This window comes from Mesorhizobium sp. M5C.F.Cr.IN.023.01.1.1 (genome assembly GCF_003997585.1).
GTDB lineage: Bacteria > Pseudomonadota > Alphaproteobacteria > Rhizobiales > Rhizobiaceae > Mesorhizobium > Mesorhizobium wenxiniae.
Genome location: NZ_RZSU01000011.1, coordinates 80,042 through 93,043, shown reverse-complemented (window position 1 = coordinate 93,043; position 13,002 = coordinate 80,042). Strand labels below are relative to the sequence as shown.

The 13,002-nt window shown below is 62.7% G+C and carries 10 protein-coding genes and 1 pseudogene; 3 read left to right on the top strand and 8 right to left on the bottom strand.

Annotated features, from left to right (window positions below; all coding sequences use genetic code 11):
- Positions 1-1,681: ATP-binding cassette domain-containing protein (locus EOA78_RS07245; protein ID WP_127314522.1), on the top strand; the 1,681-nt coding region annotated here is incomplete at its 5' end.
- A 60-nt stretch (positions 1,682-1,741) separates the two neighbouring features.
- On the opposite strand, the gene EOA78_RS36945 is transcribed toward EOA78_RS07245, so the two are convergent.
- A complete protein-coding gene (locus EOA78_RS36945) occupies positions 1,742-2,113 on the bottom strand; it encodes a hypothetical protein (RefSeq protein WP_245477421.1) in 372 nt (123 codons plus the stop codon).
- Between EOA78_RS36945 and EOA78_RS07235 the strand changes: the two genes are divergently transcribed.
- Positions 2,037-2,231 carry a CcdB family protein gene (locus EOA78_RS07235; RefSeq protein WP_348628467.1) on the top strand — a complete coding sequence of 65 codons (195 nt, stop codon included), beginning with the start codon at positions 2,037-2,039 and terminating at the stop codon, positions 2,229-2,231. The genes EOA78_RS36945 and EOA78_RS07235 overlap by 77 nt on opposite strands.
- A 32-nt stretch (positions 2,232-2,263) precedes the next feature.
- Here the strand turns inward: EOA78_RS07235 and EOA78_RS07230 are convergent, their stop codons facing one another.
- Both EOA78_RS07230 and EOA78_RS07225 read right to left on the bottom strand, forming a co-directional pair.
- Complete coding sequence (locus EOA78_RS07230) at positions 2,264-3,922, bottom strand: hypothetical protein (protein ID WP_127314520.1); 1,659 nt, start codon at positions 3,920-3,922, stop codon at positions 2,264-2,266.
- Between the two features lie 74 nt (positions 3,923-3,996).
- Positions 3,997-5,295 carry an adenylosuccinate synthase gene (locus EOA78_RS07225; protein WP_127314519.1) on the bottom strand — a complete coding sequence of 433 codons (1,299 nt, stop codon included), beginning with the start codon at positions 5,293-5,295 and terminating at the stop codon, positions 3,997-3,999.
- A 319-nt stretch (positions 5,296-5,614) separates the two neighbouring features.
- Between EOA78_RS07225 and EOA78_RS07220 the strand changes: the two are divergent.
- Positions 5,615-6,501: pseudogene (locus EOA78_RS07220) on the top strand (DMT family transporter).
- Between the two features lie 108 nt (positions 6,502-6,609).
- Here EOA78_RS07220 and serA read toward each other — a convergent pair.
- From serA to glmM, 5 genes are all read right to left on the bottom strand, one after another.
- Entirely contained in the window at positions 6,610-8,208 is a 1,599-nt protein-coding gene (serA, locus tag EOA78_RS07215; protein WP_127209862.1) for a phosphoglycerate dehydrogenase, read from the bottom strand.
- A 68-nt stretch (positions 8,209-8,276) separates the two neighbouring features.
- On the bottom strand, positions 8,277-9,452 hold the full coding sequence (locus EOA78_RS07210; RefSeq protein WP_127314518.1) for a phosphoserine transaminase: 1,176 nt from the start codon (positions 9,450-9,452) through the stop codon (positions 8,277-8,279).
- Between the two features lie 200 nt (positions 9,453-9,652).
- Positions 9,653-10,402, bottom strand: a complete 750-nt coding sequence (locus EOA78_RS07205; protein WP_127314517.1) for an outer membrane protein — start codon at positions 10,400-10,402, stop codon at positions 9,653-9,655.
- A gap of 189 nt (positions 10,403-10,591) precedes the next feature.
- Entirely contained in the window at positions 10,592-11,422 is an 831-nt protein-coding gene (locus tag EOA78_RS07200) for an outer membrane protein (protein WP_127314516.1), read from the bottom strand.
- Positions 11,423-11,645: 223 nt separating this feature from the next.
- Entirely contained in the window at positions 11,646-12,998 is a 1,353-nt protein-coding gene (gene glmM / locus EOA78_RS07195) for a phosphoglucosamine mutase (RefSeq protein ID WP_127314515.1), read from the bottom strand.
- Positions 12,999-13,002 lie beyond the last annotated feature (4 nt).

Below are 13,002 nucleotides of genomic sequence, written 5' to 3'. Positions count from 1 at the left end.
GCTCAAGATCGCTGCGGGATTGATCGAGCCGCAGGACGGCGAGGTGTTCCGCCAGCCTTCGGCGACAGTGCGCTACCTGCCGCAAATGCCCGACATGGACGGTTTCGCCAGCGTCCGCGCCTACGTCGAGGCGGGGCTCGGACCCGCCGACGATCCCTACCGCGCCACCTATCTGATAGAGCATCTCGGCCTATCCGGCGAGGAACCGCCGAACGATCTCTCCGGCGGCGAAGCGCGCCGTGCTGCCCTTGCCCGCGTCATGGCGCCGGAGCCCGACATTCTCCTCCTTGATGAGCCGACAAATCATCTCGACCTGTCGGTCATCGAATGGCTGGAGGAGGAGCTTGCCCGCACCTCTTCGGCGCTGATCGTCATTTCGCACGACCGCCGTTTCCTCGAGCGCGTGTCACGCGCCACTGTCTGGCTCGATCGCGGCCAGACCCGCAGGCTCGACAAGGGCTTTGGCCATTTCGAGGAATGGCGCGACAACGTGCTGGAAGAAGAAGAGCGCGAGCAGCACAAGCTTGGCCGCCAGATCGTACGCGAGGAGCACTGGTTGCGCTACGGCGTGACGGCAAGGCGCAAGCGCAACATGCGCCGGCTCGGCGAACTGCAGACCATGCGCCAGCGTTTTCGTGGCCATCGCGGCGCCGAGGGTGCGGCGACCATGGTGGCCAGCGACGCCGCCGAATCCGGCAAGCTGGTGATCGAGGCCAAGAACATCGAGAAGAGCTTTGGCGATCTTACCGTGGTCAAGGGCTTCTCGACCCGCATCCAGCGCGGCGATCGTGTCGGCCTGGTCGGCCCGAACGGCGCCGGCAAGACGACGCTGCTGAAGATGCTGACCGGCGAATTGAAGCCGGACTCAGGCTCGGTGCGGCTCGGCACCAATCTGGAGATCGCCACGCTCGACCAGAAGCGCGAGGCGGTCGACCCGGCCGAAACGCTGGCGCAATACCTCACCGACGGGCGCGGCGAGAACCTTGTCATCAATGGCGAGCAGCGCCACGTCGTCTCCTATATGAAGGATTTCCTGTTCAAGCCGGAACAGGCGCGTACGCCGGTGCGCGAGCTTTCGGGCGGCGAGCGGGCGCGGCTGCTGCTCGCCCGTGTGCTGGCGCGGCCGGCAAACCTGCTGGTGCTCGACGAGCCGACCAACGATCTCGACATGGAGACGTTGGAACTGCTGCAGGAGCTGGTCGCCGGTTTTGCCGGTACCGTCATCCTGGTCAGCCACGACCGCGATTTCCTCGACCGCACCGTGACCAGCCTGATCGCGCCGGACGGCGGCGGCCGATGGATCGAGTATGCCGGCGGCTATTCCGACATGCTGGCGCAGCGCGGCGGCACCAGGCTGGACGATCGCAAGGCGCGGCCGAAGGCGGAGACCAGCGAAGTGGCGGCGGCAGGCAGGACCGAAGCAGCTGCGCCGAAGGGTCCAGCAAAGAAACTGTCGTTCAAGCAGAAATTCGCGCTGGAATCACTGCCGAAGAAGATCGAGGCGGTGAACGCCTCGATCTCACGGCTGGAGAACAACATCGCCGACCCGGCCTATTACGAGCGCGACCCGGCCTCATTCCAGAAGACCATCGCCGCGCTCGATAAGGAGCGCGCCACGCTGGCAGCGCTCGAGGAGGAATGGCTGGAGCTGGAGATGCTGCGCGAGGAGATGGAGGTGTAGGGATAGCATGCGTGCTTTTATGCGCCTATCTTATGCGCATGGATGGGAGCTGCTCCATGTTCAATCGACTCCAAAAGGCCGCCGAAAATCGGTCAATACCTCCATCGACTCCAGATTGATCGAAGACGCCAAGGCGCTCGGTATGAACATATCTCGCGCCGCCGAGGAGGGTATCGCCAAGGCGATTTCAGCCGAAAAACGCGCCGGTGGCAGGAGGAAAACAGGGAGGCGATCGAGAGCTCTAAAGACTATGTCAGGCGGACTGCCACTGGCCAAGTACCGGCCGTTTTGATGGCGCTTTACGATTTCTACCGAAGAGCTGAAGGCGGCGGCTATCTGCTCGACGTTCAGGCTGATGCCGCCCAACATGACCCCGGTGCCGAGCCGCCGGCTAAACCCCACCTTCACGATCAACGGCAGTGACCATGTCATGGTCACTCAATTCATGTCAGCCTTGATGGCTTCTGAATTGCCTGCTGCCGAAGGAAATCTTTCCAGTCGTCACGACGACATCGTGGCCGCACTCGACATGCTGTTCCAAGGCTTCTGAGCCAAAGGGAGCGTTGAGCTGGTGAGCCGGCCTCAGCCCGCCGTCTTTGTTTGCCAGGCCTTCAGCGCCTCATCGAACACCTTCTCGCCGGGAATGCCCTTTTCCATGGTGAGCAGCGCCCGCCGTCCGGTCTTGTAGACGACCGGCACGTCTATCCAGTTCTGCCCCCGGAGCAGGGTCAGATTGGCGTCTTCGTCCGCCTTGGTGTCGTTGAGAGCGACCAGGAAGAAGCCGTCGGCGATCTTGGCCGGGATGCCGATCAGCGGGCTGCCGGCATCCTGTTCAGAGCCCTTCATGGCAACGCGCAGGATATTGTCGACGCCGCCGCCGTCAAAACCATCGGGCGTCAGGAAAATCATCTCGATGATATGGCTGGCCGGCAGTGTCTGGTCGGTGTTGCGGCGGATGGTCATGCGCAGCTGCACGTCCTTGCCCGGAATGCTCGCTTCGGCGCGGATTGCCGGCTCGGGCGGCAGATTGCCGCCGGGCGATTCCTGCACCAGCGACCAGACGATGCTGCCGGGCTCGGCAGATCCTTGGGCGGTGCTGGTACGCTCCTCGTAGAAGATTGCCTTTTGGCCGACCGCCAGCGCGGTTTCCGCAGGCGCGGCTGTCGGCGCGGCCGGCGCAGCACCCGGGGCCGGCGCTGCCGGGGCGGCCGCGCTATCGGTCGGCGCCCCCGGCGCCGGCGTTGCTTCATCGGCAGGCGGTGTTGTGGGGGCAGCGCCCGGCGTGGCGGGCGCAGTCGTAGCTGGCGTATCGCCGGCCGGCGCTGCAGGCGCAGGTGCGGCCGGCGGCGGCGGTGTGGTCAGTGCTGCGACGGATTCGCCCTCTCCGATACCGCTTTGTCCTGAAGCGGGGCCGGGATCGACCTCACCGCCCTCCGGTGTCAGCCGCTGGGTGAACTTTGTGCCCTCGGCATCCGTTGGAGCCGCTGCGGCCGGGGGCCTTGCCGCGGCCTCGGTAGCGGGCTCGGCCGGGGTCGGCTTCACCAACGGTTCTATGGTTGCAACAGTCGTGCTGTTGAGACCCATCATGTTGCTGAACTCGTCCTTATTCAGCCAGACGCCGTAGCCGCCGCCGGCGACGACGAGCAAAGCGACGACAGCGGCGATCAGCCCGCCATAGCTGCGCTTGCGCTCGGCAGGACGCAGACGCTGAAAGGTGTCCGGCGCCGGCTCCTCGTCGTTGGCAAAGACATCGTCTCGAAACGTATCGCTCTTCTCGTCCGCCGCCGGAAAATTCGCGTCCGAAGGCACCGTATCGGTGCGCTCTGGAGGAGAAGCAACGGATGGCGGTTTTTGCCAATTCGGCGCGGCTTTGGCGGCAGGCGCCGGCTGCCATGTCGGCTCGGTCTTTGCCGGTTGCCATGCCGGCTCGGCCTTTGCCGGCTGCCGGACATGGCTGGGTTGGTTCTTGTTGCGGTCGATGGAGGAGAAGATGTCCTCCAGCTCCGACAGCGGATCAGATGCCGGCGCAGGCTTGGCGTACTCCCGCTCGACGCTGGCGATGGCGTCCTCCAGGGTGCGCTTATGCTGGGCAACGACCGAAGGCGCCAGCGGCGGTATGTTCTTGGCCAGCTTGTCCGCGATCGTCGAACGGGCCTTGTCATAGACCCTCGCGCGTATCTCCGGCGTCGGATTGCCAAGGCCGTCGAGCGTCTTTTTCAGAGCACCAACAAAATCTGCCATGCTTCAGTCGACCTGCATTTCGTTTCTGGGCCGGCCCCCGCAAAGCGGCCGCGATGCCCGGAATAGCCTGGAATCTAGTCTTGAAACGGATCGGTCACAAGTATTGTGTCGTCCCGTTCAGGGCTGGTGGAAAGGAGTGCGACCGGCGCGCCGATCAGCTCCTCGATGTGACGGACATATTTGACTGCCTGGGCCGGCAGATCGTTCCAGCTTCTGGCGCCGGCGGTGGTGCCTTTCCAGCCCTCCAGCGTCTCATAGATGGGTTCGACGCGCCCCTGCGCACCCTGGCTGGCCGGCAGATAATCGATCGCCTCGCCATCGAGACGATAGCCGGTGCAGACCTTAATCTCGTCCAGCCCGTCGAGCACGTCGAGCTTGGTCAGCGCAATGCCCTTGATGCCGTTGACGGCCACGGCCTGACGAACCAGCACCGCATCGAACCAGCCGCAGCGGCGCTTGCGGCCGGTGACGACGCCGAACTCATGGCCGCGCGTGCCCAGGAACTCGCCGATCTCGTTCTTCTGTTCGGTCGGAAACGGACCTTCGCCGACACGCGTCGTATAGGCCTTGGTGATGCCGAGTACATAGCCGATGGCACCCGGGCCGACGCCGGATCCGGCGGCGGCTTGACCAGCTACCGTGTTGGACGAGGTGACGAACGGATAAGTGCCGTGGTCGATGTCGAGCAGCGTGCCTTGCGCGCCCTCGAACAGGATGCGTTCGCCGGCGCGGCGCTTGTCGTCGAGGATCTTCCAGACACGGTCCATATAGGGCAGGATCTCGTCGGCGACCGAAATCAGCTCACTCATGATTGCGTCATGCGTGACTTCGGCGTGGCCGAGCCCACGGCGCAGCGCATTGTGGTGCGTCAGCAGCCTGTCGACCTTCAAGGGCAGCGTTTCCAAATCCGCCAAATCCATCACCCTGACGGCGCGCCGGCCCACCTTATCCTCATAGGCAGGGCCGATGCCACGACGGGTCGTGCCGATCTTCGTCCCGGAATTGGTGGCGGCGTCTTCGCGGAATCCGTCCAGCTCCCGGTGCAAGGACAGGATAAGCGCGGTGTTTTCGGCTATTTTCAGGCGCTCCGGCGTCACCTCGACGCCTTGCGCCTTCAATTTCGCCACTTCCGCGACGAAGGCGTGCGGATCGAAGACGACGCCATTGCCGATGATGGACAGCTTGCCTTGCCGCACCACGCCGGACGGCAGCAGCGACAGCTTGTAGACCTTGCCGTCGACGACCAGCGTATGGCCGGCATTGTGGCCGCCCTGGAAGCGTACGACGACGTCGGCGCGTTCCGACAGCCAGTCCACGATCTTGCCTTTGCCCTCGTCGCCCCATTGCGAGCCGACGACCACCACATTGGCCATGTTTCTTTTCCCTTGAGGCGCCGCTCGGAGCGGGTTGAAATAGTTCGAAACGACAGGCTTCTATCGCATAGGCCGGAAAATCGGAATCGATTTTCGGAAAGCACGATGCGAACATTCAAGCCTGAGACGCGTACTTTGTCCGTCCAGTGGACGCACGTCGCTCTATAACGTCAAGACCCGGCGAGCGCGACCATTCTTTACCGCCGAAAGCACCCTCAGGCACAACAATTTTCGCCTTTGACATCATTTACTTGGGCGAACCACCACAATAGGTCGGCAAAAGACCCTTCGCCTGCCCTCCCGGCTGGAAATTTTAGCTATGCATCGAACCGCCTATCTGTTCCTGCTGTTCACCACCTTGCTGTGGGGCGGCAACTCCGTGGCCGGCAAGCTGGCGGTCGACCACGTCTCGCCGATGACGCTGGTGTTCCTGCGCTGGGTTCTGGCCGTTCTGATCATGCTGCCGCTCGGCTGGCGAACGCTGCGCGAGGACTGGCCGGTGGTGCGCAAGCATTGGTTGCTGCTTGGCGGGCTCGGCGCTTGCGGCTTCACCTTCTTCAACGCGATCTTCTACACGGCGCTCAACTACACGACGGCGATCAACGTCTCGATCGAGCAGGCGGCGATACCGATCGTGATCATCCTCGCCAATTTCGTGCTGTTTCGCCTGCGTGTGAATCTGGTGCAGATCGCCGGCGTCGTGCTGACGATTGTCGGTGTCGCCCTGACAGCCAGCCATGGCGATCTGCGCCTGCTTCTCAAGCTGGATCTCAACTTCGGCGACGCCATCATGCTGATCGCGGTGCTTTGCTACAGCTTCTACTCGGTCGGGCTGCGGCTGAAGCCGGCTATACGCTGGCAAAGCCTGATGCTGGCGCTGTCGATTGCCGCACTTGTCACCTCGCTGCCTTTCTTCCTGTGGGAAGTGGCCGCCGGCAAGGTCATCGTCCCCGATGCGCGCGGCTGGGCGATAGCGTTCTACACCGCGATCGGCGCCTCAGTCGTCTCGCAGATCTTTTACATCCGGGGCAACGAACTGATCGTAACCGGGCTGGCCTGTTCATCAACCTGGTGCCGATCTTCGGCACGCTGCTGTCGGTGCTGATCGTCGGTGAGACATTCCAGCTCTATCAGGGACTGGCCCTCGTGCTGGTGCTTGGCGGTATCAGCCTCGCCGAATACAGCGGAAAGAAGATGGCGATTTAGCCGGCAAATATTCGATGCCGCACGGGGATGGTGCAATCCAGAGCCTGTCAGCCACATTGTCGAAACGCCCCGCGTGCTTGTATAGCACGCGGGGCGCGCGGGCATGATTCAGGCGCCCACATCGAAATGCAGCCGCTTGGCGGAGTCGATCGACTTGTGCGCCCGCACCTGTTCCAGCACGTTTTCCGGGAACGGCGCATCGAGATAAAGCAGTGCAATGGCATCGCCGCCAGGCCGGTTGCGGCCAAGCTGGAAGTTGGCGATGTTGACGCCGTTCTCGCCGCAGACCGTGCCGAGCAGGCCGATGATGCCCGGCGCATCGGCATTCGTCGTGTAGAGCATGTGCTGGCCGACCTCGGCGTCGAGGTTGATGCCCTTGATCTGGATGAAGCGCGGCTTGCCGTCCGAGAAGCAGGTGCCGGCGATCGAACGCGTCCTATGCTCGGTCTTGACCGTCAGCTTGATGTAGCCGTCGAACACGCCGGATTTGTCGCGCTTGACCTCGGCGACGATGATGCCGCGCTCCTTCACCATGATCGGCGCCGACACCATGTTGACGTCGGAGACCTGCGGCCGGATCAGCCCGGCAAGAGTGGCGCTGATCAGCGCGCGCGTGTTCATCGTCGCGGTCGAGCCGTCGAACAGTATTTCGACCTCCTTGATCGGATCCTCAGTGACCTGGCCGACAAAGGCGCCGAGCACTTCGGCAAGCTTGACGAAAGGCTTCAGGCGCGGCGCCTCCTCGGCGGTGATCGACGGCATGTTGATGGCGTTGGAAACAGCGCCCTTGATCAGATAGTCGGCCATCTGCTCGGCGACCTGCAGGGCGACATTCTCCTGCGCCTCCATCGTCGACGCACCGAGATGCGGCGTCGCCACCACGTGCTCCATGCCGAACAGCTCACTTTTCTCCGCCGGCTCTACCTCGAACACATCGATGCCAGCGCCCGCCACCTTGCCGCTTTTCAACGCCGCGATCAGGTCGGCCTCGACGATCAGCCCGCCACGGGCGCAGTTGATGATGCGCACGCCGGTCTTCATTTTGGCGATTGCCGCGGCGTCGATGATGTTGCGCGTCTTGTCGGTCAATGGCGTGTGCAGAGTGATGAAATCGGCGCGGGTGAACAGCTCGTCCAGTTCGACCTTCTCGACGCCGAGCTCCTCGGCGCGGCTGTCCGACAGGAACGGGTCGAAGGCGATGACGTGCATCTTCAGGCCGACGCCGCGCGTGGCCACGATCGAGCCGATATTGCCGCAGCCGATGATGCCCAGCGTCTTGCCGGTGATCTCGATGCCCATGAAGCGGTTCTTTTCCCATTTGCCGGCATGGGTCGAGGCATTGGCTTCCGGTATCTGGCGGGCCAGCGCGAAGATCATGGCGACGGCATGCTCGGCGGTGGTGATCGAATTGCCGAACGGCGTGTTCATGACGATGATGCCCTTGCGGCTCGCCGCCGGGATGTCGACATTGTCGACGCCGATGCCGGCGCGGCCGACCACCTTGAGCCTGGTGGCGGCGTTGATCAGCTTTTCGGTGACTTTGGTCGCCGAACGGATGGCGAGGCCGTCATACTGCCCGATCACTTCGAGCAGCTTTTCCTTGTCCTTGCCGAGATCGGGCAGGTAGTCGACGTCGATGCCGCGATCCCTAAAGATCTGAACGGCGGTGGTGGAGAGTTTGTCTGAGACGAGAACGCGGGGTGCCATGGCGGCCTCCTTCAAATGAGATTTGATCCGTTTGGGAATGGGCGGCCCCGAGGGCCGCCACGGGAAACTCAGGCGGCCGCCTTGAGCGACGCCTTTTGTGCGGCAAAGGCCCAGTCGAGCCAAGGCAGCAGCGCTTCGAGGTCGGAGGTCTCGACCGTCGCGCCGCACCAGATGCGCAGGCCGGGCGGCGCATCGCGATAGGCGCCGATATCGTAGGCGACGCCTTCCTTGTCGAGCGTCGAGACGATGCCCTTGGCGAACGCCGCTTGTCCGTCGGCATCGAGCCCAGCGACATCCGGGTCGGTAAAGGAAAGACAGACGGACGTGTTCGACCGCGTCGCCGGGTCGGTGGCCAGATGGCCGAGCCATGCAGATTTGTCGACAAAACCGTCGATTACGGCGGCATTGGCGTCGGCGCGGGCAATCAATGCGTCGAGGCCGCCGATCGACTTCGCCCAACGCAGCGCGTCGAGATAGTCCTCGACGCACAGCATCGATGGAGTGTTGATGGTCTCGCCCTTGAAGATGCCTTCGATGAGCTTGCCGCCCGAGGTGAGGCGAAAGATTTTCGGCAGCGGCCAGGCGGGCTTGTAGCTTTCCAGCCGCTCGACGGCGCGCGGGCTGAGGATCAGCATGCCGTGCGCACCTTCGCCGCCCAGCACCTTCTGCCAGGAGAAGGTGACGACATCGAGCTTCTGGAAATCGAGCTTTTGCGCAAAGGCCGCCGACGTCGCGTCGCAGACGGTCAGGCCCTTGCGGCTGGCCGGAATGAAATCGCCGTTCGGCACACGCACGCCTGATGTCGTGCCGTTCCAGGTGAAGACCACATCGCGGTCGAAGTCGATTTTTGTCAGATCCGGCAGCGCGCCGTAACCGGCTTCGATCCTGCGCACGTCGGCAAGCTTCAGCTGCTTGACCACATCGGTGACCCAGCCGGAACCGAAACTCTCCCAGGCGATCATGTCGACGCCACGTTGGCCGAGCAGCGACCACAGCGCCATCTCGACCGCGCCGGTGTCCGACGCCGGCACGATGCCGATGCGATAATCCGCCGGAATCTGGAGAACTTCCCGCGTCAGCTCGATCGCTTGTTCGAGCTTGGTCTTGCCGATCTTGGCGCGGTGCGAGCGTCCGAGCGCGGCATTGGTCAGCGCCTCGACCGACCAGCCGGGACGTTTTGCACAGGGACCTGAGGAAAAATTGGGATTTGCCGGACGGAGTCCGGGCTTCGTACGCGTCGTCATTGTGGTCTATCCTTCCAGATAGTGGCCCCTCGTTGGGGAGGGGTGGCCCACGGACGGCGATATGCGTTCAGGCGTCAGGCGTCAAGGGGAAAGTTTTTGTCGCTGGCAGGATACTGGTCGCACGCGGCGAAAATGCCATGGCTTAAAACGCAAACGGCGGACCCGAAGATCCGCCGTCTTGATTGTCGCCCGCGCAGCTCCTACCAGAGATCGTAGCGCAACCCGAGCTTGACCTGATGATTGCTGATCCCTTTGTCGATCGTATATGAAGTTAGACTCTCGGCAGTCGCATATTCGGCGTCGGGCGCGGAAAAGTACTGATAGCCCAGATCGACGGAAACATTCTTGGACACTTGATAGGCAAGGCCCGCATTAAGCGTATAGGCAAAGGAATACTGGGTCTTGTCGTCCTGCAGAACAAAATCGTCGGTAGGGTCATTGTTGTCGGTGAAATAGCTCGCCGAAAGCTTGCGATTGCTCTGGACGATTCCGATACCCGCGCCGAGATAGGGCGTGATCCCGACATAGGTGCCAAGATCGACATAGCCATTGAGCATGCCCGAGAAGGCGTAGTTCTTCAGGGACGCTGATGCCACGGTCGTTCCGTCATCATAGCCGACGCCGATCTTGTTGCCGGGCAGATAGCCGAAATTGAGATCGGCACGCAGATAGTCGTTGAAATGGTAGCCGAAGCCGATGCTGGCAAAGATCGGATCTTCATTGTCGCTGAAGCTCGCCGGTGTGAAGGCGAAGTCCTCATCTTCGAAACTCTTTTCCGGCAAATAAGCGACATCGCCCCGCAGATACCATCCCGAACCGACTTCGACCGGCACATAATCCGGCGCCTGGTCGACGTAGATCGGCGGATCGTAGTCGGCACCAAGTGCCTGCGACAGCGGCGTCAGGGCGATTGCTGCAAGCGCCAGCGCTATACGCGATTTGACTGTCATGATCCCGGCTCCCGAAGGTGGCGCCATTCGCGATCGCGAGCGACGTTTCAGGAAGCATTGTTAACCATAGTGGTTAAGTGGCGGTTAAGGATAACAAGGGGTTAGCGAATTGATTTTGATGCGCTTTCCCGGCCAAACGAAAACCGCCCGGCTTTCGCCGGGCGGTCCGTAACCCTGCTCTCGAAGCGATTACTTGGTGTAGACCGGTTCGGGTTCGTAGGCGATCGGCTCCGGCTGAGCGCAGCCCGAGTTGCCGAACTGGTAGCGCAGGCCGCCGCGCACTTCGTGCACATTGATGCCTTTGTCATGGCCCGGACCGACGCCGCTGGCGAAGTCGAACATCTTACCGCCTTCGATATGGCTGTAGCGGTAGCCGACATCGAGCTTGACACGATCGGTCAGGCAGTAAGATGCGCCAGCCATGGCGGCATAGGCAAAACGCCAGCCCTTGCCGCCGCTATGCTCAAACGAACCGTCCTCACTGACGTTATGCAGCGTATCCCACTTGACCCAGGCGCCGCCGATGCCGGCGCCGACATAGGGCGTGATGCCGTGCCATGTGCCGATATCGACATAGGCGTTGGCGAGAAGCAGCAGTGCCGTATAGGACGAGGTGTCGGTCGAAGTGCAGGGATCTCCATCGAGGCAGATGCCGCTGGTCGAGCCGCGGAAATCGGATTTGCTCATCCAGTCCGCGGTCAGGTCGGTGCGAAAATGCTGGTTGATCTGGTAACCGACGCCGGCGCCGGCCGAGAAGGCGCCCTCCAGCTTGCCGCTGTCAAAGCGGCCGGTGCCAGGATCCGGCCCGTAGGTGATGTAGTCGCCGCCGCGGAACCTCGACCAGTGGTAGTCGATGTCGCCGCGAATGTACCAGCCGCCATATTCGACCGGCTGCTCGTAGACGGGCAGCGGCGGGGCCGGCTCGACCACGGGCGGCTCGACGAAGTCGGCAGCGAACACTGGTCCGGCCACGCCCGCGAGCAGCGCGGCAAAGAGGGCCATTCTTGCTGTATTGAACATGCTTGTCACCCCTGAGAACCCTCGGCACAGCGAACGCGTCCGAATCTGATTGGCTTCAGTCATGGATAATGAATTGGAAAAGTTAAAACGCGTTTAACCGTATCGCTTAACCATGTACCTCTAAATCTTTCAGGATTTCGTCGTTTCCCTGGATTCATTGGAATGCAACCCAACAAAAAAGCCCGCCGGAAGGCGGGCTTTCAAACTGGCAAAAGCTGCAGGATCAGGCGGCGCTGCGCGTTTCCGAAATGACCTCGACGATGTCGTTGACGACGGCCTCGACCAGCTGCTGATCGTCGCCTTCCGCCATGACGCGGATGAGCGGTTCCGTGCCGGATGGCCGGATGACCAGGCGGCCAGCCTTGCCCAGGCGGTGGCGTCCATCTTCGATCGCCGCCTTGACCAGGGCTTCCTCGAGCGGCTTGCCGCCGGAAATGTGGACGTTCTTCAGCAGCTGCGGCACCGGCGCAAATTTCTTCGACAGTTCGCTGACCGGCCGGTTTTGCCGCTTGATGCAGGCGAGCACCTGGAGCGCCGAGACGAGGCCGTCGCCGGTGGTGGAAAAATCGGACAGCACGATGTGGCCCGACTGTTCGCCGCCGACATTCAGGCCGTGCGCACGCATGTGCTCGACGACATAGCGGTCGCCGACCTTGGTGCGGTGCAACTGCAGGTTCATGTCGCCGAGGAAGCGTTCGAGGCCGAGATTGGACATCACCGTCGAGACGACGCCGCCGCCGGCCAGCCGCCCGCTCTGATGCCAGGACTCAGCGATCAGCGCCATGATCTGATCGCCGTCGACGATCGCGCCGTTCTCGTCGACGATGACGACGCGGTCGGCATCGCCGTCGAGCGCGATGCCGATATCGGCGCGCACTTCGTGGACCTTCTTCTGCAGGCCGGCCGGATGGGTCGAGCCGCACTCCTTGTTGATGTTGAAGCCGTTGGGGTCGACATTGATGGCGACGACCTCGGCGCCGAGTTCCCACAGCGCCTCGGGCGCCACCTTGTAGGCGGCGCCATTGGCGCAATCGACGACGATGCGGAGGCCCGAAAGCGACATCGAGCGCGGCAGCGTGCGCTTGGCGAATTCGATGTAGCGGTCATGGACGCCGTCGACGCGCTTGGCGCGGCCGAGCCCGTCCGAATCGGCGAGCGCCAGGTCGATATCCTTGTCGAGCATCCCCTCGATGCGCTCCTCGATCTCATCGGAGAGCTTGTAGCCATCTGGGCCGAACAGCTTGATACCGTTGTCGTAGTAAGGATTGTGCGAGGCCGAGATCATCACGCCGATGTCGGCGCGCAACGAGCGCACCAGCATGGCGACCGCGGGCGTCGGAATGGGGCCGAGCAGGAACACGTCCATGCCGGCGGCGCACAGACCCGACACCATCGCATTCTCGATCATGTAGCCGGAAAGCCTGGTGTCCTTGCCGAGCACGACGCGGTGGCGATGGTTGCCGCGCTGGAACGAAAGGCCGGCGGCCATGCCGACCCTCATGGCGACCTCCGCCGTCATTGGAAACCTGTTGGCGCGCCCGCGAATGCCGTCCGTACCGAAATAACTTCCTGCCATGCTA